This window comes from Rubritepida flocculans DSM 14296 (genome assembly GCF_000425365.1).
GTDB lineage: Bacteria > Pseudomonadota > Alphaproteobacteria > Acetobacterales > Acetobacteraceae > Roseococcus > Roseococcus flocculans.
The window spans coordinates 56,301-76,259 of record NZ_AUDH01000005.1; the positions used below are offsets into that span (position 1 = coordinate 56,301).

Here is a 19,959-nt window from a genome sequence, read left to right on the forward strand (position 1 = left end):
GGGGTGCGGAACCTCGCCCGTCATGCCGGCGGCTGGGCCGCACGGCCGCGGATCATGCCAGGCGGCCGGCGTCAGACCGCACCCTTGCGGGAGAGCACGGCGAAGGGCGTGCGCAGCAGGATGGCGAGGTCGCGCCACAGGGAGGGCCGCGCCACATAGGCCACATCGAGCGCCACGCGCTGCGCGTAGCTGGTGTCCGACCGGCCCGAGACCTGCCACAGCCCGGTGATGCCCGGCCGCACGCTGATGTAGTGGGCGGCGGCCGCGCCGTAATAGCCATCGAGCTCGGCCTGCGTCACGGGGCGGGGGCCGACGAGGCTCATCTCGCCGCGCAGCACGTTGATGAGCTGCGGCAGCTCGTCGAGCGAACTGGCGCGCAGGAAGCGGCCCACCCGCGTCACGCGGGGATCGCGGCGCAGCTTGCGCGTGGCCTCCCACTCGGCGCGGGCCGCGGGGTCGGCCGCCAGCAGCGCCTCGAGCCGCGCCTGGCTGTCCACCACCATGGAGCGGAACTTGAGGCAGCCGAAGGGCTGGCCGCCGCGCCCCACGCGCCGATGCGCGTAGAAGGCGGGCCCGCCATCGGCCCGCACCAGCAGGGCGAGCAGGAGGAAGAGCGGCGCGAGCAGCAGCAGCAGCGCCCCCGCGCCCAGAATGTCGAGAGCGCGCTTCAGCGCGGGGCGCAGCCCCTCGCGCCAGGCGCGGTGCGGCGGCGCAGCCAGCGCCTCGGGCGGCGCGTAGCCCGCGCCGATGCGGCTTTCGCGCGCCGCGCTGTCGCGTTGCAGGGACGAAAGAGCGTCCAGGCCCGGCATCTTGCGCCATCCGTGACGGGGCCGGTCGTCGCGCCCCGTCGGGTTCGTCGCGGCGGGGGAGGGCCCACCCCTCCCTGGCCGCGGGGGGGCTTATCCCCTTGGGGATAGGCGGCTTTTGGACCCGCTTGGGGCAAGATTGTGGCGGCGCAACAAATCGGAAGCCTGGCGGATCATTCCCTCTCCGGCGGGAATCCGCCATTTCCCGCCGAGCGTGCATGGCGGGGAATGGGCCGGACTCATGCCAGCGGCCGCTTGCTTCGACTCTTGAGCAAGCGGCGCGGCCGCTGGCATGCCCTTGTTTTGGCACGCCGCCGCCCACCAACCCGGCGTGCGCGATACGTCCGGCGTGACCGCCGCCCGTATCATACCAGCGGCCGCGGATTTCGACTCCTGAGGAGCGGGCGCGGCCGCTGGTATGCCTTTGTTTTGGCGCGCAGCCGCCACACCGGATCCCATCGAAGCAAAGCTTCGCTGGGGGCCCGTCAACCCTGCGCGCGATACGGGCGGCATGTCATGCCGACCGTATCACAGCCGCTCCGCCACGCGGGCGAGCCAATGGGCCGCGATCTCCCGTCGCCGCGCCACCCAGATTTCCGGCCGTCGGGCGACATGGGCGAGCACCGCCGCGAGCCCCGCCATGCGCCCCGGCCGGCCGATGATGCGCAGGTGCAGCCCGATGGAGAGCATCTTCGGCGCGCGCTCGCCCTCCCCGAGCAGCCACTCGATCGCGCCGATGCAGTAACGCGCGAAATCTTCCGCCTGCACGAAGCCGCCGCCGGGCGAGAAGCGCATGTCGTTGCAGTCGAAGCCGTAGGGGAGGATGACATGCCCCGGCGCGTGCAGCCGCGGCAGGTCGTCGTCATAGGCGTCGCTGTCGTAGAGGAAGCCGCCATGCTCGATCAGCAGCCGCCGCGTGTTGGGCGAGGCGGCGGAGCGCGTGTGCCAGCCCAGGGGCGCCTCGCCCGTCGCGTCGCGGATGGCGGCGACGGTGGCGGCGATCACGGCGCGCTCGGTCGCCTCCTCCATCTCGGCGTGGCGCTCCCAGCGCCAGCCATGGGCGCTGACCTCGTGCCCCGCCGCATGCGCCTCGCGCGCGAGGAAGGGATTGGCCGCGACCGCCCGCCCGCAGGCGGAGAAGGTGGCGGGCATCGCATGCGCGGCGAAGGCGTCGAGGATGCGCCAGAACCCCGCGCGCGCGCCGTAGGCGTAGTGCGTCTCCATGCAGGGGTCTGGCATGCTGTCCACCTCCTCGCGGATTTCGTGCAGGCTCTCGTTGCGCGCATCGCCGCTCGCGAGGCTGAGCTCCGCGCCCTCCTCCACGTTCACCACGAAGCTGAGCGCGAGCCGCGCGCCGCCCGGCCAGCGCGGATCGGGCGGGCGCCGGCCGTAGCCGACAAGGTCGCGGGTCGTCGGCGGCATTCCTCCGGGCAGCGGCATGGGGCGTCCTTCGCAGCGGCTGCGCGCGGGTTTAGGAAGGGAGCGACACGAGGAGAAGCCCCATGCTGACCGCCGACGCCAAGGGCGTGTGCGTGATCTGCCCCACGCCCTTCACGCCCGATGGCGCGCTCGACGAGACGAGCGCCGCGACGATGACCGAGGCCTATGTGGCGGCCGGCGCCACCGGCCTCACCATCCTCGGCATCATGGGCGAGGCGCCGAAGCTCGACCAGGAGGAGGCGATGGCGCTGCTGCGCGTGGTGCTGCGCCATGCGCAGGGACTGCCCGTGATCGTGGGCGTCTCGGCCCCCGGCTATGCGCCCATGCGCGCGCTGGCCGCCCGCGCCATGGAGGCCGGGGCGGCGGGCGTGATGATCGCCCCGCCCTCCGGGCTGCGCGGGGATGACGCCGCGCTCGCCTGGCTGCAGGGCGCGGCCGAGGCCGTCGCGCCCGCCCCCTGGGTGCTGCAGGATTTCCCGCAGGCGAATGGCGTGCACCTCTCCCCGCGCGTGATCGCCGCCCTCGCCGCCGATCCGCGCTGCGTCATGCTGAAGGCGGAGGACTGGCCGGGCCTCGACAAGATCGCCACCCTCGTTGGGATGATGGCGAAGGGCGAGATGCGCCGCATCGCCATCTATGGCGGCAATGGCGGGCTCTTCCTGCCGGAGGAGACGCTGCGCGGCGCTGACGGCGTGATGACGGGCTACGCCTTCCCCGAAATGCTGGTGCGGCTGCGCGCGCTGCTGGCGGAGGGCCAGCGCGAGGCGGCGATGGACCTCTTCGAGGCGCATCTGCCGCTGATCCGCACCGAGCACCAGCCAGGGCTCGGCCTCGCGGTGCGCAAATACGTGCTGGCGCGGCGCGGCATCATCGCCCACCCCACGCTGCGCGCGCCCGCGCCGAAGCTCTCGGACGCCACGCGCGCGGAGGTGGAGGCGATGCTCGCCCGCCTCGCGCGGCGCGATCCGCTGGCGCGGCTGCCGGCGGCGGCATGACGCTCGCGGGGCGCATCGCCCTCGTCACCGGCGCGCAGCAGGGCATCGGGGCCGCCATCTGCGCCGCGCTCGCGCGCGAGGGGGCGCGGGTGGCGGTGAACTGGCTCGACGACGAGGCGGCCGGCCGGCGCGTGGCGGAGGGCTGTGGCGGCCTCGCCATCCAGGCGGATGTGGCCACGGCCGAGGGGCGCGCGCATCTGCAGGCGGAGACGGAGCGGCGGCTCGGCCTGCCCGACATCCTGGTCTGCAACGCCGGCATCTTCCCGCGCGCGGAGTTCCTCGACCTCACCGAGGCGATGTGGGATGCGGTGCTCGGCGTGAACCTCAAGGCCGCCGCGTTCCAGACGCAGCTCTTCGCGCGCGCGCTGGCGGCGGCGAAGCGGCCGGGCGCGGTGCTCACGCTCTCCTCCTCGGCGGTGCGCGGCGATCCGCGCGGGGCGCACTACAGCGCGAGCAAGGCGGGGCTGCTCGGCCTCACCCGCGCCATGGCGCTGGCGCTGGCGCCGCACCGCATCCGGGTGAACGCCATCGCGCCGGGACTGACAGACACGGCCCAGCCGCGCGGCGGCCACAGCGAGGCGGAGCTGATGGAGCGCGCGCGCGGCATTCCGCTCGGCCGCATGGGCACGCCCGAGGACATCGCCGAACTCGCCGCCTTCTTGGCGAGCGAGCGCGCCGGCTGGATCACCGGCCAGGTGCACCACATCAATGGCGGGATGTGGATGCCGTGAGCGCGCCGCAGGACGAGGACGAGGAGGAGGATGGCCCGCCCGGCCTTCCCCCCGGCACCCCCTTCTACATGACGCCCGAGGGCCATGCCGCGCTGCAGGCGGAGCTGCACGCGCTGTGGCATGTCGAGCGGCCGAAAGTGGTGGAGGTGGTGAGCTGGGCCGCCGGCCTCGGCGACCGCAGCGAGAACGCCGACTACCAGTACGGCAAGCGCCGCCTGCGCGAGATCGACCGCCGCGTGCGCTTCCTGCGCAAGCGCCTCGAACGCGCCGAGGTGGTGGACCCGGCGCGGCAGACGAAGCGCGACCAGGTCTTCTTCGGCGCCACCGTCACCTATGCGCGCGCCGATGATTCCGAAGTGACGGTGACCATCGTCGGCATGGAGGAGGCGGAGGCGCGGGCGGGCCGCATCTCCTGGGTCTCGCCCGTGGCGCGGGCGCTGCTCGGCAAGCGGGTGGGCGATGTGGTGCGGCTGCGCACGCCCGCGGGCGTGGAGGAGATCGAGGTGCTCTCCATCGCCTATCCCGAGCCCCGCCGATGAGCCGCCGCCGCACCGTTCTGCTGCTGGGCACGACGCAGACCCTCGCCTGGGCGGGCAGCTACTACCTGCCCGCCGTGCTGGCGGCGAGCATGGCCCGCGACCTCGGCGTCAGCGTCTCCTTCGTCTTCGTCGCCGTCTCGGCGGCGCTGCTGCTCACCGCCGTGCTGGGCCAGCCGGTGGGGCGGGCGGTGGATCGGCGCGGGGGCCGGGTGGTGCTGGTCGCCTCCAACCTCGTGATGGTGGCGGGGGTGCTGGTGCTGGCCCTGGCGCAGGGGCCGGCGACGCTGCTTGCGGCCTGGGCGCTGCTCGGCCTCGCCATGGGGATGGGACTCTACGACCCGGCCTTCGCCGCGCTCGCACGGCTCTATGGGCGCGAGGCGCGCGGCCCGATCACCGGGATCACGCTGCTCGCCGGTTTCGCGAGCACGCTGGGCTGGCCGCTGACGGCGGCGATGGAGGCCTGGTGGGGCTGGCGCGGGGCCTGCCTCGGTTGGGCGGCGATCCATCTGCTGGTCAGCCTGCCGCTGAACCTGCTGCTGCCGGGGGCCGAGCACCGCGCGCCCGACGCGGCCAGGCCGCCGCCCGCGTCCGCCGACGCGAAGCAGGCGCGCGACACCCGCCGCCAGGCCTGGCTCATGGCCTTCATCTTCTGCGCGGGCGCCTTCTCGGCGGCCGCGCTTTCGGCGCATCTGCCGGGGCTGCTGCTCGCGGCGGGGGCGGCGCCCGCGGCCGCCATCGCCGCGGCGGCGCTGATGGGCCCCGCCCAGGTGGCCGCGCGGGCGCTGGAGGCCACGCTGCTGCGCCGGGCGCATCCGCTGCTCTCGGCCAAGCTCGCCAGCATCGCCCATCCGCTGGGGGCGATGCTGCTGCTCGCCGTGGGCGCGCCGGTGGCGGCGGTGTTCGTGCTGCTGCACGGGGCGGGGAACGGGGTGCAGACCATCGTGCGCGGCACGCTGCCGCTCGCGGTGTTCGGCCCCGCGGGCTACGGGGCGCGGCAGGGGATGATCGTCGCGCCCTCGCGCTTCTTCGGCGCGCTGGCGCCCGCCCTGTTCGGGATGGTGGTGGAGGCGGGCGGGGCGCAGGCGCTGTGGCTGACCGTGGCGCTCAACCTCGCCGCCTTCATGGCGCTGTTCTTCCTTCGCGTCGCGCCAGCATCGCCAGAAGCGTCGCGTTGAAGGCCTCGGGCGCCTCATAGGCCACCCAGTGGCCCGCGCCCGGGATCACCGCCTCGAGCAGCGAGGGGTCGGCCTCGCGCAGCACGGCGAGGCGCGCCTCCACCTCCGGCCAGGCCACCGCGTCGAACTCGCCCCAGATGCCGTTCAGGGGCGCGCGCACGCGGCCGAGCGCATCGCGCAGCGAGGCCCCGGAGGCGAAGCGGCGCGAGCGCAGCCGCGCATGGCGCGTGTTCCATTCCTGGATGGCGAGCGCGGTCGCGTCGATGCGCGCGGGGTCGCGGATCATCAGCCGCGCGAGGTTCTCGCGGTGCGCGGCCATCCGCGCCTCGCCCTCCTTCTCGCGCACCTTGAGCAGTTCGAGCGGCGGGCGCGGCAGACCGAGCGAGGCGGCGCCGACGAGCGTGAGGCTCGCCACGCGCGCGCCCTCGATGGCGGCGAGATGCCCGCCCACATTGGCGCCGAAGGAGAAGCCGCAGAGGTGGTAGCGCCGCGCGGGGCCGAGCAGCGCCACGAGCCCCTCGGCCAGCGGGATGGCGGCGTCCTCCGGCGTGCCTTCGCCGGGCGGCATGGCGCTTTCGCCGAGGCCCGGGATGTCGGGCGCTAGCACCGCGTAGCGGCGCGCGAGAGCGAGGATGTTGCGCAGCCAGTGCCGCCAGCTTCCCGAGCCGCCATGCAGCAGCACGAGCGGCATGCCCTCGCCCCAGAGACGCCAGACCGTCTCGCCCTCGCCGCAGGGGGTGCGGCGCAGCGTGGCGCGCCGGTCCAGTTCCTCGATCTCGTCGTTCATGCGGGGGTGCTCCTGCCGCGCCGCGCTTCCACGCGCGCGATCCAGCTCGTGGCGAGGAAGATGACGGCTGCGCCGGCCAGGGTGGAGGCGCTCGGCACCTCGTGGAAGACGAGCCAGCCGAGCGCGGCCGCCCAGATGAGGTCGAGGAACTTCACCGGCTGGGCGCTCGAGATGTCGGCGAGCTTGTAGGCGGTGGTCAGCAGCCAATGGCCGAGGCTGCCGAGCGCGCCGCAGAGCAGCACGAGCCCCCATTGCGCGAGGCTCGGCGCCTGCCAGAGCCAGGCGGCCACGGGCAGGGTGAAGAGCGCCACCGTCAGCGCCTGCCAGGCGACGATCACCTCCGGCCGGTCATGCCGCGTTAGCGCCTTGGCCATCAGGAAGGAGGCGGCGAAGAGCGGGGCGGAGGCGAGCATGATCAGCAGATGCTGCCCGCCCGCGCCGGTCAGCTTGGGGCCCACCACCACCAGCACCCCCGCGAAGCCCAGCAGCGCCGCGGCCCAGCGCTGCCAGAACATCGGCTCCTTCAGGAAGAGCACGGCGCCGAGCATGATGAAGAGGGGGGCCGGTGAAGCCGATCGCCGTCATGTCCGCGAAGGCGATGTGGGGCAGGGCGGCGAACCAGAAGAACAGCGCCACTGTGTGCGTCGCGCCGCGCAGCACCTGGCCCCCCGGCGCCTTGGGGCGATAGGCCGAGAGGCCCGTGCGCCAGATCAGCGGCAGCATCACCACGAGCCCCGCGGCGTAGCGCAGGAACTGCACCTGGAAGGGGGGCAGCTCGCTCGCCAGGCCGCGCAGATTCGCGTTCAGGGCCGCGAAGGTGACGCCTGCGGCCGCCGCCAGCGCCATGCCCTGCAATGCGGGGTTCACGGATCGAGCGAGGCCGCCGCGCGAAGGGGCTCGGCGGCGACCGGCCGCAGGCGCCGGGCGATGCTGCGCGGGATGTCCAAGGGGCGCATGGCGGGCCGCTCCCAAGTCTGTGGGCGCAGCGTGGCGCGCCGCGCGCCCTTGCGGAAGCCCCCGCGCCCCCTACCATCGGGCGCAACCTTCCGCTGCCAGGACGCCCCGCGATGCCGGACACGAACCTCCCCTTCGACCCCACGCGCCTGAAGTTCGGCATCGGCCAGCCCGTGCCGCGGCAGGAGGACCCGAAGCTGCTGCGCGGCCAGGGCCGCTACACCGACGACCTCGCCCTGCCCGGCATGCTCTGGGCGGTGGTGGTGCGCAGCCCTTACGCGCATGCGGTGATCACGCGCCTCGATGTCAGCGCCGCGCGTGCCGCGCCCGGGGTGAAGGCGGTGATCACGGCCGAGGACCTCGCGGGCTATGGCCCCATGGTCTGCGCCATGCCGCTGCGCAACGCCGACGGCACGCCGCTGCGCAGCACGAAGCGCCCGGCGCTGGCCCGGGGCAAGCTGCGCTGGGTGGGCGATCCCTTCGCCGTGGTGGTCGCGGAGACCAAGGCGCAGGCCAAGGACGCGGCGGAGCTGGTGGAGCTGGAGGCGGAGGCGCTGCCCGCCGTCACCGAGGCCTCGGCCGCCGCCGCCCCCGGCGCGCCGCTGGTGGACGAGGAGATTCCCGGCAACTGCGTGCTGGACTTCGCCTTCGGCGATTCCGCGCAGGTGGCGGAGGCCTTCGCGCGCGCGGCGCATGTGCAGCGCCTCGCCATCCGCAACAGCCGCGTCGTCGTCGCCGCCATGGAGCCGCGCAGCGCCATCGGCGAGTACGACGCCGAGACGGGCCGCTTCACCCTGCATGTGGGCTGCCAGGGCGTGTTCGGCCTGCGCAACCAGCTCGCCGACGACATCCTGAAGCTCCCGCGCGAGAAGGTGCGGGTGCTGACGGGCAATGTGGGCGGCAGCTTCGGCATGAAGGCCAATGCCTATCCGGAATACCTGCCGCTGCTGCACGCGGCGAAGCTGCTGGGCCGCCCCGTGAAGTGGACGGACGAGCGCTCGGGCGCCTTCCTCTCCGACCAGCACGGGCGCGACCATGAGGTGGAGGCGGAGCTCGCGCTCGACGCGGAGGGCCGCTTCCTCGCCGTGCGCCTCACGGCCTATGCGAACATGGGCGCCTATCTCTCCACCGTCGCGCCGCTCATGGGCACGGGCAATTTCGTGAAGAATGTGCAGTCCAACTACGCCGTGCCGCTCATCGAGGTGCGCACGAAATGCCTGCTGACGAACACCACCCCCGTCTCGGCCTATCGCGGCGCGGGGCGGCCGGAGGGCAACTACTTCATGGAGCGGCTGATCGAAGAGGCCGCGCGCGCCATGGGCAGGGATGCGCTGGCGCTGCGCCGGCTCAACCACATCGCGCCCTCCCAGATGCCCTACAAGGCGGCCTCGGGCAGCGTCTATGACGGGGGCGAGTTCGGCGCGATCCTCGACAAGGCGCTGGCGCTCGCCGACGCGGCGGGCTTCGAGGCGCGCCGGGCCGAGGCGCGCGCGCGCGGGATGCTGCGCGGCCTCGGCGTGGGCAACTTCCTCGAATGCACCGCCCCGCCCGCGAAGGAGCAGGGCGGCATCCGCTTCGAGAAGGACGGCACGGTGACCATCATCACCGGCACGCTCGACTACGGGCAGGGGCACTGGACGCCCTTCGCCCAGGTGCTGCACCAGAAGCTTGGCGTGCCCTTCGAGGCGATCCGGCTGCTGCAGGGCGATTCCGACGAGCTCATCGCCGGCGGCGGCACGGGCGGGTCGAAGTCGCTCATGGCCTCGGGTGCCGCGATCCTCGAGGCGAGCGATCGGGTGATCGAGAAGGGCCGCCTCGCCGCCGCCCATCTGCTCGAGGCCGCCCCCGCCGACATCGAGTTCGAGGCCGGCCGCTTCCTCGTGGCCGGCACCGACCGCGGCATCGGCATCATGGAGCTGGCGGCGAAGCCGCGCGAGAGCCACTCCCTTCCCTCGGAGGTGCCCGCCAGCCTGGACGTGACCCATGTCTTCGAGGAAGCGCCCATGGCCTTCCCCAATGGCTGCCATGTCTGCGAGATCGAGGTGGACCCGGAGACGGGCCTCTCGCGCATCGTGAACTACATCGCGGTCAACGATTTCGGCGTGGTGGTGAACCCGCTGCTGGTGGCCGGCCAGGCGCATGGCGGCATCGTGCAGGGAATCGGCCAGGCGCTGCACGAGCATGTGGCCTACAGCGAGGACGGGCAGCTCCTCACCGGCAGCTTCATGGACTACGGCCTGCCCCGCGCCGATGACCTGCCGGCCTTCACCCTCGACACCCACGCCGTGCCCTGCAAGACCAACCCGCTGGGCGCCAAGGGCTGCGGCGAGGCCGGCTGCGCGGGCAGCCTGCCCGCCGTGATGAACGCGCTGGTGGACGCGCTGCGGCCGCTGGGCGTCACGCACATCGACATGCCCGCCACGCCCGAGCGCATCTGGCGCGCCATCCGGGGCGCGTGACGCGGCGCTTCTTCGTCATGCTTGCATATGCGCGGCGGCTCATGCTTGTCTTCCGGAACGAGAGGGCGAAGGCCCCCGGCTGGAGGAGGGTCGTCCATTGCGCATCCGAGGGAGAGAGCATGCCGCGGGCGTGACGCACGCGGCCTCATGGCCGCCCGCTGCGGCCCTTCTGGCACTGGCTGTGGCGCTCCTCGCGCCGCTGGCCGGGGCCTGGGCGCGGGGCGACACGCAGCCCGTGCCCTTCCGCGTCGTGGATGACGGCATCCCCGAGCCGCTGACCAGCCAGCCGGGAGATGTCGAGCGCGGCCGCGCGGTGGCGCTGGACCGTTCGCTCGGCAATTGCATCACCTGCCACGAGATGCCGGTGCGCGCCGATTTCCAGGGCAATCTCGGCCCGCCGCTCGAGGGGCTGGCCTCGCGCTACACCTTGCCGGAGCTGCGCCTGCGCGTGGTGGACAGCAAGCGCATCAATCCCGAAAGCAACATGCCCTCCTTCTACCGGATCGAGGGGCTCTACAACGTCCGCCGGGACTGGGCCGGCCGCACCATGCTGACCGCCCAGCAGGTGGAGGACCTCCTCGCCTATCTGATGACCTTGCGCTGAGAATTCCATGGAGAACGCGATGCACACATTGAAGGCGCCCACGCGGCGCGGCGCGATGGGGCTGGCGGCGGCGGCCGCGGCCGTCGCGCTCCTGCCCATGCCCGCCTCCGCCCAGCTCGCCCCCGCCGTGCAGGCGGCGGTGGACCGGGTGCGCGGCAACCGCACCGCGCAGGAGGGACGCATCACCCTGCGCGCCCCGCCCATCGCCGAGAACGGCAACACCGTGCCCATCACCGTCAGCGTCGAGAGCCCCATGACGGCCGCCGACCATGTGACGCGCGTGCACGTCTTCGCCACCGGCAACCCGACGCCGGAAGTCGCGGTCTTCCACCTCACCCCGGCCATGGGCCGGGCGCAGGTGGACACGCGCATCCGCCTCGGCCAGACGCAGGACGTGGTGGTGCTGGCGGAGATGCAGGACGGCTCGCTGTTCCAGGCGCGCACCGAGGTGAAGGTCACCATCGGCGGCTGCGGCGGCTGAGCGAAGGAAGGAGAGAGACCATGGCCGCACCCATCGGGCAGCCCCGCGTGCGCCTTCCCGCGCAGGTCCGCGCGGGCGAGGTGATCGAAATCCGCACCCTGATCTCCCATGTCATGGAGACGGGCCAGCGGCGCGACCAGGCGGGCAACGTGATCCCGCGCGACATCATCAAGCGCTTCGAGGCGAAGTTCGAGGGCCAGCTCGTCTTCGCCATGGACCTGGCGCCGGCGATCTCGGCGAACCCCTACATCGCCTTCCAGTTCCGCGCCGAGCGCCCGGGGCGCTTCGAGTTCACCTGGACCAACGACGCGGGCGAGAGCCGCAGCGCCACGCAGGAGCTCCGGCTCGCCTGATACGGTCGGCATGACATGCCGACCGTATCGCGCGCAGGGTTGGTGTGGCGGCTGCGCGCCAAAACAGAGGCATACCAGCGGCCGCACCGGCTGTGAGGAGTCGAAATCAGCGGCCGCTGGTATGAGGCGGGCCGGAGAATCCGGAGGGGGAGGAAGCAGGGCATGAAGATCGGGATGGTTCTGGCGGGGCTCGCCGCGGCCTCGCTCTCCGCCGTCGTCGCCTTCGCGGAGGGCGAGCGGCCGCCCAACAGGCCCATCCCCGATCCGCAATCGGGCCGGCATTTCGCGACGCCCGACACGCTCGCCATCCAGGACGACGACTTCCTCAACCCAGCCTTCCTCTGGGTCGAGGAGGGCGAGCAGGCCTGGAACCGCGTCGAAGGCACGGCGGGGCAGTCCTGCGCCTCCTGCCACAACGACGCGACGGAAAGCATGCGCGGCGTGCGCGCGCGCATGCCCGCCTATCATCCGCGCCTGCAGCGCGTGGTGACGCTGGAGCAGCAGGTGAACATCTGCCGCACCGAGCGCATGGGCGCCCCAGCCCTGCCCATAGACAGCCGGCCGCTCAACGCCATCACCACCTACATCGCGCTGCAGTCGCGCGGCATGCCGGTGAACGTGGACATCTCCGGCCCCGCCCGGCGCTTCTTCGACGAGGGCGAGCGCTTCTACAACACGCGGCGCGGCCAGCTCGACATGCGCTGCGCCACCTGCCACGAGGAGAATTACGGCCGCTACCTGCGCGCCGACCTGCTCTCCCAGGGCATGTCCAATGGCTTCCCGACCTATCGCCTGAAGGAGCAGCGCGTCATCAGCCTGCAGTTCCGCCTGATGGGCTGCGTGCAGGACGTGCGCGGCCAGCCGCCGGCCATGGGCAGCGAGGAGTTCACCAACCTCGAATTCTACCTCGCCTGGCGCGCGCAGGGGCTGCCGGTCGAGAGCCCCGCGGTGCGCCGCTGAGAAGGAAGCGCCCATGATCACCCGCCGCGACCTCCTCGCCGCCGGCGCCGCGCTCGCCGCGCTGCCCGTCCGCGCCCAGCAGGCGCCGAGCCAGGAGGAGCTGCTGCGCTTCGCCCCGCTCGGCCAGGTGACGCTGCTGCACAGCACGGATCTGCACGCGCAGCTCACGCCCATGTTCTTCCGCGAGCCGGAGACGAATCTCGGCGTGGGCGAGGTGCGCGGGGTGCTGCCGCACCTGACGGGGCAGGATTTCCTCGCCGCCTTCGACCTCGCGCGCGGCAGCCCCATGGCGCATGCGCTGACGCATCTCGACTTCGCCGAGCTCGCGCGCCGCTTCGGCCCGATGGGCGGGGTGGACAGGCTCGCCACCGTCATCAAGGCGATCCGCGCCGAGCGCCCGGGCCGCACCCTGCTGCTCGACGGCGGCGACACCTGGCAGGGCTCCTGGACCAGCCTGCGCACCCGCGGCGCCGACATGGTGGCGGTGCAGAAGGCGCTGGGCGTGGAGGCGATGGTCGGCCACTGGGAGTTCACCTACGGCGCCGACCGCGTGAAGGAGCTGGCCGAGGAGCTGGGCGCGCCTTTCCTCGCCAGCAACGTGCAGGACAGCGAGTGGAACGAGGATGTCTTCGGCCACACCGCCATGTTCGAGCGCGGCGGCGTGAAGATCGCGGTGATCGGCCAGGCCTTCCCCTACACGCCCATCGCCAATCCGCGCTGGATGTTCCCCGAATGGTCCTTCGGCATCAAGGAGGAGAAGCTGGCCGAGCGGGTGGCCGCCGCCCGGGCCGATGGCGCGCAGCTCGTCGTGCTGCTCTCGCACAACGGCTTCGACGTGGACCGCAAGATGGCCCAGCGCGTGCCGGGCATCGACGTGATCCTCACGGGCCACACCCATGACGCGATGCCCCGCCCGCTGCAGGTGGGGAACACGCTGCTGATCGCCACCGGCGCCTGCGGCAAGTTCCTCTCGCGCCTCGACATCGAGGTGGAGGGCGGGCGGATGAAGGGCTGGCGGCACGCGCTCATTCCCATCTTCAGCGACCGCATCGCCCCGGATGCGGAGATGGCGGGGCTGGTCACGCGGCTGCGCGCGCCATACGCGGCGGAGCTCTCGCGCGTCGTGGGCAGGACGGAGTCGCTGCTCTACCGCCGCGGCAACACCGCCGGCACCTGGGACGACGTGATCTGCGACGCGCTGCTCTCGGTGCGCGACGCGGAGATCGCGCTCTCGCCCGGCTTCCGCTGGGGAACCTCGCTGCCGCCGGGCAGCGACATCACGGCCGAGGATGTCTGGGCGCAGACGGCCATCACCTATCCCAACGCCTACCGCATGACGATGACGGGGGCGCAGATCAAGGCGATCCTCGAGGACGTGGCGGACAACCTGTTCAACCCCGACCCCTACTTCCAGCAGGGCGGGGACATGGTGCGCACGGGCGGGCTTTCCTTCACCCTCGACGTGGCGGGGCGGGCGGGGCAGCGCGTCTCGGACCTGCGCCTCCTGCGCACGGGCGCGCCGCTGGAGGCGGAGCGCGGCTACGCCGTGGCGGGCTGGGCCTCCATCAACCAGGGCACGGAGGGGCCGCCGATCTGGGAGGTGGTGTTCGCCCATCTCGCCCGCGGCCCGGTGCGCGCCGCGCCGCGCCAGGACGTGCGGCTGCGCGGCGTCTGAGCGGCCATGGAGGTCGGCCACGCCGCGGCCGTGCTGGGCGGCGCGCTCAGCTTCCTCTCGCCCTGCGTGCTGCCGCTCATCATCCCCTATCTGGGTTTCCTGGGCGGGGTGACGCTGCGCGCCGCCCCGGGCGGCGTGGTGGCGGAGGTTCCGGCGCGCGGGCGCGTGCTGCTCGCGGCCTTCTTCTTCGTGCTGGGCTTCGCCACGGTCTTCACCGCCCTCGGCGCCACGGCCAGCGCCGTCTCGCAGCTTCTGCAGGAGCATCTGGAGACGGCGGCGCTCGTGGCGGGCGCGGTGCTGGTGCTCTTCGGCCTGCATGTGATGGGGGTGCTGCGCCTCGGGCTGCTCAACCGCGAGGCGCGGTTCCAGACCTCCACGCGCCCCGTCTCGCCCGCCGGGGCCTATGTGGTGGGCCTCGCCTTCGCCTTCGGCTGGACGCCCTGCGTGGGCCCGATCCTCGCGGGCATCCTCACCATCGCGGCGAGCCGCGGCGATGCGCTGGAGGGGGCCACGCTGCTCTTCGCCTATGCGATGGGGATCGGCATCCCCTTCCTGCTGGCGGCGGTCTTCGCCACGCCCTTCCTCGGCTTCGTGCAGCGCTTCCGCCGGCATTTCCGGGCGGTGGAGATCGCGCTCGGCCTGCTGCTCATCGCAACGGGCGTGCTGGTGATGACGGGCGGCTTCCAGGAGATCGGCGCCTGGATGATCGAGCGCTGGCCCGAACTCGGGCGTTTCGGGTGAGGGCTTCAGCCCGCCCCGCGCCGGGCGCGCCAGGCGCGGAAGTCCGTGCCGTCGGCGTAGCCATGGGCGGCGACATACTGGAACAGGGCGAGGAAATCCGGCTTGCCCATCAGCCCGTGCATGCGCGCCACCTCCACCTCGCGCCCCGGGCGGCGGGCCGCCTGTTCGGGGAAGAAGACGATGGTGGGCGTGAAGGTGACGCGCCAGCGCCGGGCCAGCGCGCGCTCCTCCATCTTCTGCCCGTCGAAATCCGTGACCTCGCGCGAACCGTGCAGGTCCATCTGCACCATGCGGAAGCGCGGGCGGATGAAGCCCTCGATCTCGGGCTGCACCAGGTGGTCGGTGTGCATCTCGCGGCAATAGGGGCAGCCGCGCTGGTCGAACACCACGGCGAGGCGCAGCCCGGCGGCGGTGGCCTCCGCCAGATCCTCGGGCAGGTCGAGGAAGCCTTCGTGGAACCAGTCCTGGGTGAAGCCGCTCTCGGTGCGCACCGGCGCGGCCGGGGCGATGCGGGCGAGGGCGGGCAGGGCGAGCGCGCCGACCAGCGCGCGGCGGGCGATGCGGGGCATGGCGAAGCGTTCCTCCGCGCGCCATCATGCGCCCGCGACCGGGGGGTGCGTCAATGCGGCTGAGGGCCTGGCTCGATGCGGCGACCATGGGACTCGCCAGCGCGCTGGGCCTGCTGGTGGAGATCGTCGCGGGGCGGCTGATCGCGCCCTATGTCGGCATGTCCGTGCATTCCTGGACGGCGGTGATCGCGGTGGTGCTGGGCGGCTTCTCGCTCGGCCACTGGTGGGGCGGGCGGCTGGCGGGGCCCGAGTGCGACCGCGCGCGCGGCCATGCGCGGCTGGCCTGGCTGCTCGCGGGCTGCGCGGTGACGACCCTCGCCGCCGTGCCGGCGCTGCGCCTCGCCGCGCCCTTCCTGGATGCGCCCGGCGTGCACCCGCTCATGGCCATGCTGGGCTTCGCGCTGGCGGGCTTCCTCGCGCCGAGCCTGCTGGTGGGCGCCGTCTCGCCCATCGTGACGAAGCTCGCGGTGGAGGAGGCGCCGCCGGGCGGGGTGGGGCGGGTGCTGGGGCGGCTCTTCGCGCTCTCCGCGCTCGGCGCCATCGCGGGCACGCTGGCGGCGGGCTTCCTGCTGCTGGCCTGGATCGGCTCCTCCGGGGCGATGCTGGCCGCTGCGGCGCTCTACGGGCTGCTCGCGGCGGCCCATGCGGGCGCGGCGCGCGGGGCGCGGCCGGGGGTGGCGCTGGCCGCGCTCGCGCTCCTGCTGCCCGGGGGTGCGGGGCTGCTGCCCGCCTATGCGCGCGCCTGCGACGCCGAGAGCGCCTATGCCTGCCTGCGCGTGGTGGACGCGACGCCGCTGGTGGGCGAGCCCGCGCGGCTGCTGGTGCTCGATCACCTCGCGCATGGCGTGAATGTGGAGCGCGATCCCGGGCTGCTGGTGCAGCCCTATCTGCACCTCGCCGACGAGCTCGCGCGCGCGCGCGGCCTGCCGGAGCGGCCCAGCGCCTTCTTCGCCGGCGGCGGCGCCTTCACCCTGCCGCGCGCCTGGGCCGCGGCCTTTCCCGAGGGGCGCTTCCTCGTCGCGGAGATCGACCCCGCGATCGCCCGCCTCGCGCGCGAGGCGTTCTGGCTGCAGGATTCGCCCGCGCTCGAGGTGGTGGCGCGCGATGCGCGCGCCGCGCTGCAGTCCCTGCCCGAGGGGCCGCGCTTCGACGTGATCCTGGCCGACGCCTTCCAGGATCTCGCCATGCCCGTGCACCTCGTCACACGCGAGTGGCACCGCGCGGTGCGCGCGCGCCTTGCGCCCGGCGGCGCCTATCTCGTGAACGTGATGGAGGACCGGCGCGAGCCGCGCTTCCTGCTCGCCCTCGCCCGCACGCTGGCCGAGGAGTTCGCGCATGTGGAGATCTGGGTCGAGATGGCCGAGCAGCCGCCCGGGCGGCGCATCACCTATCTCGTCCTCGCCTCCGACGCGCCGACGCCCTTCGGCCGGATCGCCGCCACGCGCGGGCCCGAGCGCGGCTGGGCGCGGCTGCCGCCCGAGTTCGTCGCCGCCCGCGCGGCGCGCGCGCGCGTGCCCCTGCTCACCGACGATTTCGCGCCGGTGGAGCGGCTGATGTCGCACCTGCTTCTCTCGCCGGAGGCCAGCGGACGATGACCCCACGCCGGATGCTTCTGCTTCTCCCCGCCGCGCTGCCCATGGCCGCGCGCGCGCAGCGGCGCGAGACCCCGCTCGCCGAGCCGCGCCCCTCGATGGACCAGCCGCGCCGCATCGTCGTCTCGCTGAGCGAGCGCGAGCCGGAGCGCGCGCACGCCGTCTTCTCGAACCTGATCAACATCCAGGCCTTCTACGGGCAGGACCTGGTGGAGATCCTGCTCGTCGCCTACGGCCCCGGCGTGCGCCATCTGATTGCGGCGGAGAGCCAGGTGGCCGAGCGCGTGGCCTCGCTGCAGGCCTATGACGTGGGCTTCGTGGCCTGTGGCGCGACGCTCGATTCGCTCGGCCTCGGCCCGGAGGCGCTGCTGCCCGGGGTGGAGGTGGTGCAGAACGGTCTGCCCGAGATCGTCGAGCGCACGCTGATGGGCTGGGTGCATCTCCGCCCCTGAGGGGCGCTACATCAGCAGGCGTTCCTCCACCGCGGCGATGCCCGCGCGCGCGCAGGCGTCGTCCTCCGCCCCGCCGGGTGCGCCGGAGATGCCCACCCCGCCCACGATCATGCCGCCGGCCTCGATCGGCACGCCGCCGCCGAGGAAGACGAAGCCCGGGATGTGGCGGATCGCGCTGTTCACCTGGCCCGCCTGGGTGAGCGCGGAGAGCTCCTCCGTCGGCGTGCGGAAGGAGACGGCGGCGCGCGCCTTGCCGATGGCGGTCTCGGGCGTGTGCGGCCCCGCCAGCGCGTCGCGCAGCATCACCTGCGGCACGCCCATGCGGTCCACCACCGCCACGGCCACCTGGAAGCCGCGCGTGCGGCATTCCTCCAGCGCGGCGCGCGCGAGGTCGAGCGCGAGGCCGGGGGCCATCATCCGCATCGGGATGAAATCCTCGCCCCGCGCGGGCGCGGCGGCGAGGGCGGCGGCCAGCGCCGTGCCGAGCATCATGCCTTTCATGGTCATCCTTCCTCCCGTGACGAAGGCGGCAGGCGCGCGAACAGCGCCTCGGCCTGCTGCCAGAAGAACAGATCGGCCTGGTAGCCGATGATGCGGCCGATCTCGCGCCCCTGCGCGACCAGCACGAAGGTCGGCGTGAAGCGCCAGTTGGCGATGAAGCCGAGATCGGGCGGCAGGCCGCGCGCCACGTCCACGCGGCGCAGCGGCGCGCGGCGGCCGAGGTCGGAGAGGTTCCAGGCGCTCTCGCCCACCTCGCGCAGCCAGCGCCGGCACCAGGCGCAGTCGTGGCGTTCGAGCATGACGAAGCTCGCCGCCGCCGCCCGCGCGCCGCGCGCCGCGACGCTTCCCGCGCCGAGCGCAAGCAGCGCGCGCCGCGTGCGGAAGCGGTTGAACGGCGTCTGCATCCTCGCCCATCCTTTTCGCGCGGGGCGGGAGGATTTCCTCTGGACCTTCCCGCTCGGTTAGCTTTAGCTAGTTTGCACATAACGCGCCGCGGATGAAAGCGCGGCCAGGAGGAAGCAGTTCATGCGCATCGCCGCACCCATGCTCGCGTTCGGCCTTTTGGCGGCCCCGCCCGCGCTCGCGCAGGCGCCGGACGCCGCGCTTCTCGCCGGCTCCTGCCAGGGCTGCCACGGCGCGACCGGCGAGGGCGGCCACGGCATCCCGAGCATCAAGCAGCAGCAGACGCGGGCGGAGTTCGTCGCCGCCATGCGCGCCTTCCGCGCCAATGAGCGGCCGAGCACCGTGATGGGGCGCATCACGCGCGGCTACACGGACGCCGAGATCGCGGCGCTGGCGGTGCATTTCGGCAAGCCCGAGTGAGGAGGAGAACGCCATGACGCTCGCCCGTCGCAGCCTTCTCGCCGCCGCGCCCGCACTCGCCGCCGCCACCCTCGCCGCGCCGCGCGCCGCCCGCGCCCAGGCGGGTGCGGGGCGCGTCGTCATCCTCGGCGGCGGATTCGGCGGCGCCTCCGCCGCCCGCTTCGCGCGCGACCGCTTCCCGCAGCTCGACATCACGCTCATCGAGCGCAGCCGCACCTTCACCACCTGCCCCTACGGCAATCTGGTGCTGGCCGGCCGGCGCGACATGGCGAGCATCACCTTCGGCTATGAGCGCCTGGCCGCGCGCGGCGTGCGCGTGGTGCACCAGGCGGCGGTGGCGGTGGATGCAGGGGCCAAGCGCGTGCGCCTCGCCGACGGCGCGCAGGTGCCCTACGACAAGCTCATCGTCTCGCCGGGGATCGACCTGCGCTGGGGCGCCATCGAGGGCTATGACGAGGCGGCGAGCGCGCGCATGCCGCATGGCTGGGTGCCCTCGCTGCAGCCGATCAGCGTCCTCGCCGCGCAGCTTCGCGCGATGCGCGACGGCGGGGTGTTCGTGATGGCGATCCCGGACAACCCCTTCCGCTGCCCGCCCGGGCCCTATGAGCGCATCTCGATGGTCGCGGAGTATCTCAAGCGCCACAAGCCGCGCAGCAAGATCATCGCGCTCGACGCGAAGAACGGCTTCTCCAAGCAGCCGCTGTTCCAGGACGCCTGGGCCGAGCTCTATCCCGGCATGGTGGAGTGGCGCGGCGCCTCCAACGACGGGCGCGTGGTGCGCGTCCGCCCGGCGGAGATGGAGGTGGAGACCGAGTTCGGCGACCGCGTGAAGGGCGATGTGATCAACGTCATCCCGCCGCAGATGGCCGCCTCCATCGCGCGCGAGGCGGGGCTCGCCGCCGCCTCGGGCTGGTGCCCGATCCGCCCCACCACCTTCGAGAGCGCGCAGGTGCCGGACGTGTATGTTCTGGGCGATGCGACGGTGGCCGCGCCCATGCCGAAATCGGGCTTCGCCGCCTCCTCGCACGCCAAGCACGCGGTGGCCTGCATCGCCGCATCGCTTGCGGGGCGGCCCACGCCGCCGGCGGTGTTCTTCAACACCTGCTACAGCCATGTGGGCGACGATTACGGCATCTCCATCGTCGGCGTCTTCCGCGGCACGCCGGAGCGCATCGTCGAGGTCGAGGGCTCGGGCGGCATCAGCCCGCGCAACGAGGCGCTGGGCGCACGCGCGCGGGATTTCCGCAAGCTCGAGGCGCTCTACGCCGATGGCTGGTACGACGCCATCACCAACGAGATGTTCGGCTGAGGAAGGGAAGGGCG

At 73.2% G+C, this 19,959-nt stretch carries 22 protein-coding genes; 15 read left to right on the forward strand and 7 right to left on the reverse strand.

Annotation, left to right across the window (positions count from 1 at the left end; all coding sequences use genetic code 11):
- Positions 1 to 71 precede the first annotated feature (71 nt).
- Both H596_RS20500 and H596_RS0106860 read right to left on the reverse strand, forming a co-directional pair.
- A complete protein-coding gene (locus tag H596_RS20500; protein ID WP_051212531.1) occupies positions 72 to 809 on the reverse strand; it encodes a sugar transferase in 738 nt (245 codons plus the stop codon).
- Positions 810 to 1,334: 525 nt separating this feature from the next.
- Complete coding sequence (locus H596_RS0106860; RefSeq protein WP_037300386.1) at positions 1,335 to 2,228, reverse strand: polysaccharide deacetylase family protein; 894 nt, start codon at positions 2,226 to 2,228, stop codon at positions 1,335 to 1,337.
- A gap of 80 nt (positions 2,229 to 2,308) precedes the next feature.
- Between H596_RS0106860 and H596_RS0106865 the strand changes: the two genes are divergently transcribed.
- The 4 genes from H596_RS0106865 (at position 2,309) to H596_RS0106880 (ending at position 5,686) form a co-directional block, all read left to right on the forward strand.
- Positions 2,309 to 3,241: a dihydrodipicolinate synthase family protein gene (locus H596_RS0106865; protein WP_027284253.1), complete on the forward strand. Its 933-nt coding sequence runs from the start codon at positions 2,309 to 2,311 to the stop codon at positions 3,239 to 3,241.
- Positions 3,238 to 3,972, forward strand: coding sequence for an SDR family NAD(P)-dependent oxidoreductase (locus H596_RS0106870; RefSeq protein WP_027284254.1), 735 nt, complete (start codon positions 3,238 to 3,240; stop codon positions 3,970 to 3,972). The genes H596_RS0106865 and H596_RS0106870 overlap by 4 nt, the downstream gene beginning before the upstream one ends.
- A gap of 68 nt (positions 3,973 to 4,040) precedes the next feature.
- Positions 4,041 to 4,511, forward strand: coding sequence for a transcription elongation factor GreB (gene greB / locus H596_RS0106875; protein WP_211225262.1), 471 nt, complete (start codon positions 4,041 to 4,043; stop codon positions 4,509 to 4,511).
- Positions 4,508 to 5,686, forward strand: a complete 1,179-nt coding sequence (locus H596_RS0106880; RefSeq protein ID WP_027284256.1) for an MFS transporter — start codon at positions 4,508 to 4,510, stop codon at positions 5,684 to 5,686. The genes greB and H596_RS0106880 overlap by 4 nt, the downstream gene beginning before the upstream one ends.
- Here the strand turns inward: H596_RS0106880 and H596_RS0106885 are convergent.
- Complete coding sequence (locus H596_RS0106885) at positions 5,631 to 6,473, reverse strand: alpha/beta fold hydrolase (RefSeq protein ID WP_027284257.1); 843 nt, start codon at positions 6,471 to 6,473, stop codon at positions 5,631 to 5,633. The genes H596_RS0106880 and H596_RS0106885 overlap by 56 nt on opposite strands.
- Positions 6,470 to 7,009, reverse strand: coding sequence for a DMT family transporter (locus H596_RS20505; RefSeq protein ID WP_169579854.1), 540 nt, complete (start codon positions 7,007 to 7,009; stop codon positions 6,470 to 6,472). The genes H596_RS0106885 and H596_RS20505 overlap by 4 nt, the downstream gene beginning before the upstream one ends.
- Positions 7,010 to 7,540: 531 nt before the next feature.
- On the opposite strand from H596_RS20505, the gene H596_RS0106895 reads away from it, so the two are divergent.
- The 7 genes from H596_RS0106895 to H596_RS0106925 all read left to right on the forward strand — a co-directional run bounded on the left by H596_RS0106895 (position 7,541) and on the right by H596_RS0106925 (position 14,700).
- The gene (locus tag H596_RS0106895; RefSeq protein WP_027284258.1) at positions 7,541 to 9,886 is read left to right on the forward strand and encodes a xanthine dehydrogenase family protein molybdopterin-binding subunit; all 2,346 of its coding nucleotides are present in this window, start codon (positions 7,541 to 7,543) and stop codon (positions 9,884 to 9,886) included.
- 181 nt (positions 9,887 to 10,067) lie between these two features.
- Positions 10,068 to 10,490 carry a sulfur oxidation c-type cytochrome SoxX gene (gene soxX / locus H596_RS0106900; protein ID WP_027284259.1) on the forward strand — a complete coding sequence of 141 codons (423 nt, stop codon included), beginning with the start codon at positions 10,068 to 10,070 and terminating at the stop codon, positions 10,488 to 10,490.
- Between the two features lie 19 nt (positions 10,491 to 10,509).
- Positions 10,510 to 10,971, forward strand: coding sequence for a thiosulfate oxidation carrier protein SoxY (gene soxY, locus H596_RS0106905; protein ID WP_027284260.1), 462 nt, complete (start codon positions 10,510 to 10,512; stop codon positions 10,969 to 10,971).
- A gap of 20 nt (positions 10,972 to 10,991) precedes the next feature.
- Positions 10,992 to 11,324: a thiosulfate oxidation carrier complex protein SoxZ gene (soxZ, locus tag H596_RS0106910; RefSeq protein WP_027284261.1), complete on the forward strand. Its 333-nt coding sequence runs from the start codon at positions 10,992 to 10,994 to the stop codon at positions 11,322 to 11,324.
- Positions 11,325 to 11,486: 162 nt separating this feature from the next.
- Entirely contained in the window at positions 11,487 to 12,284 is a 798-nt protein-coding gene (gene soxA, locus H596_RS0106915; protein ID WP_027284262.1) for a sulfur oxidation c-type cytochrome SoxA, read from the forward strand.
- A 13-nt stretch (positions 12,285 to 12,297) separates the two neighbouring features.
- On the forward strand, positions 12,298 to 13,959 hold the full coding sequence (gene soxB, locus H596_RS0106920; protein WP_027284263.1) for a thiosulfohydrolase SoxB: 1,662 nt from the start codon (positions 12,298 to 12,300) through the stop codon (positions 13,957 to 13,959).
- A gap of 6 nt (positions 13,960 to 13,965) precedes the next feature.
- Complete coding sequence (locus H596_RS0106925) at positions 13,966 to 14,700, forward strand: cytochrome c biogenesis CcdA family protein (protein WP_027284264.1); 735 nt, start codon at positions 13,966 to 13,968, stop codon at positions 14,698 to 14,700.
- Between the two features lie 5 nt (positions 14,701 to 14,705).
- On the opposite strand, the gene H596_RS0106930 is transcribed toward H596_RS0106925, so the two are convergent.
- Positions 14,706 to 15,269, reverse strand: a complete 564-nt coding sequence (locus H596_RS0106930; protein WP_027284265.1) for a thioredoxin family protein — start codon at positions 15,267 to 15,269, stop codon at positions 14,706 to 14,708.
- Positions 15,270 to 15,355: 86 nt separating this feature from the next.
- Between H596_RS0106930 and H596_RS20510 the strand changes: the two genes are divergently transcribed.
- Together H596_RS20510 and H596_RS24075 are read left to right on the forward strand one after the other, a co-directional pair.
- Positions 15,356 to 16,864, forward strand: coding sequence for a fused MFS/spermidine synthase (locus tag H596_RS20510; RefSeq protein ID WP_169579855.1), 1,509 nt, complete (start codon positions 15,356 to 15,358; stop codon positions 16,862 to 16,864).
- Between the two features lie 11 nt (positions 16,865 to 16,875).
- Complete coding sequence (locus H596_RS24075) at positions 16,876 to 17,313, forward strand: DsrE family protein (protein WP_027284266.1); 438 nt, start codon at positions 16,876 to 16,878, stop codon at positions 17,311 to 17,313.
- 6 nt (positions 17,314 to 17,319) lie between these two features.
- On the opposite strand, the gene H596_RS0106945 is transcribed toward H596_RS24075, so the two are convergent.
- Positions 17,320 to 17,820 carry a GlcG/HbpS family heme-binding protein gene (locus H596_RS0106945; protein ID WP_027284267.1) on the reverse strand — a complete coding sequence of 167 codons (501 nt, stop codon included), beginning with the start codon at positions 17,818 to 17,820 and terminating at the stop codon, positions 17,320 to 17,322.
- Positions 17,817 to 18,218, reverse strand: coding sequence for a hypothetical protein (locus tag H596_RS20515; RefSeq protein WP_037300388.1), 402 nt, complete (start codon positions 18,216 to 18,218; stop codon positions 17,817 to 17,819). The genes H596_RS0106945 and H596_RS20515 overlap by 4 nt, the downstream gene beginning before the upstream one ends.
- Positions 18,219 to 18,339: 121 nt before the next feature.
- On the opposite strand from H596_RS20515, the gene H596_RS0106955 reads away from it, so the two are divergent.
- The gene (locus H596_RS0106955) at positions 18,340 to 18,636 is read left to right on the forward strand and encodes a c-type cytochrome (protein WP_027284268.1); all 297 of its coding nucleotides are present in this window, start codon (positions 18,340 to 18,342) and stop codon (positions 18,634 to 18,636) included.
- Positions 18,637 to 18,649: 13 nt separating this feature from the next.
- The gene (locus H596_RS0106960; protein WP_027284269.1) at positions 18,650 to 19,945 is read left to right on the forward strand and encodes an NAD(P)/FAD-dependent oxidoreductase; all 1,296 of its coding nucleotides are present in this window, start codon (positions 18,650 to 18,652) and stop codon (positions 19,943 to 19,945) included.
- Positions 19,946 to 19,959 lie beyond the last annotated feature (14 nt).

Coding starts and splice junctions, on each gene's coding strand:
- H596_RS20500 (WP_051212531.1), bottom strand. CDS start 809: ATGCCGGGCCTGGACGCTCTTTCGTCCCTGCAACGCGACAGCGCGGCG.
- H596_RS0106860 (WP_037300386.1), bottom strand. CDS start 2,228: ATGCCGCCGACGACCCGCGACCTTGTCGGCTACGGCCGGCGCCCGCCC.
- H596_RS0106865 (WP_027284253.1), top strand. CDS start 2,309: ATGCTGACCGCCGACGCCAAGGGCGTGTGCGTGATCTGCCCCACGCCC.
- H596_RS0106870 (WP_027284254.1), top strand. CDS start 3,238: ATGACGCTCGCGGGGCGCATCGCCCTCGTCACCGGCGCGCAGCAGGGC.
- greB (WP_211225262.1), top strand. CDS start 4,041: ATGACGCCCGAGGGCCATGCCGCGCTGCAGGCGGAGCTGCACGCGCTG.
- H596_RS0106880 (WP_027284256.1), top strand. CDS start 4,508: ATGAGCCGCCGCCGCACCGTTCTGCTGCTGGGCACGACGCAGACCCTC.
- H596_RS0106885 (WP_027284257.1), bottom strand. CDS start 6,473: ATGAACGACGAGATCGAGGAACTGGACCGGCGCGCCACGCTGCGCCGC.
- H596_RS0106895 (WP_027284258.1), top strand. CDS start 7,541: ATGCCGGACACGAACCTCCCCTTCGACCCCACGCGCCTGAAGTTCGGC.
- soxY (WP_027284260.1), top strand. CDS start 10,510: ATGCACACATTGAAGGCGCCCACGCGGCGCGGCGCGATGGGGCTGGCG.
- soxZ (WP_027284261.1), top strand. CDS start 10,992: ATGGCCGCACCCATCGGGCAGCCCCGCGTGCGCCTTCCCGCGCAGGTC.
- soxA (WP_027284262.1), top strand. CDS start 11,487: ATGAAGATCGGGATGGTTCTGGCGGGGCTCGCCGCGGCCTCGCTCTCC.
- soxB (WP_027284263.1), top strand. CDS start 12,298: ATGATCACCCGCCGCGACCTCCTCGCCGCCGGCGCCGCGCTCGCCGCG.
- H596_RS0106925 (WP_027284264.1), top strand. CDS start 13,966: ATGGAGGTCGGCCACGCCGCGGCCGTGCTGGGCGGCGCGCTCAGCTTC.
- H596_RS0106930 (WP_027284265.1), bottom strand. CDS start 15,269: ATGCCCCGCATCGCCCGCCGCGCGCTGGTCGGCGCGCTCGCCCTGCCC.
- H596_RS20510 (WP_169579855.1), top strand. CDS start 15,356: ATGGGACTCGCCAGCGCGCTGGGCCTGCTGGTGGAGATCGTCGCGGGG.
- H596_RS24075 (WP_027284266.1), top strand. CDS start 16,876: ATGCTTCTGCTTCTCCCCGCCGCGCTGCCCATGGCCGCGCGCGCGCAG.
- H596_RS0106945 (WP_027284267.1), bottom strand. CDS start 17,820: ATGACCATGAAAGGCATGATGCTCGGCACGGCGCTGGCCGCCGCCCTC.
- H596_RS20515 (WP_037300388.1), bottom strand. CDS start 18,218: ATGCAGACGCCGTTCAACCGCTTCCGCACGCGGCGCGCGCTGCTTGCG.
- H596_RS0106955 (WP_027284268.1), top strand. CDS start 18,340: ATGCGCATCGCCGCACCCATGCTCGCGTTCGGCCTTTTGGCGGCCCCG.
- H596_RS0106960 (WP_027284269.1), top strand. CDS start 18,650: ATGACGCTCGCCCGTCGCAGCCTTCTCGCCGCCGCGCCCGCACTCGCC.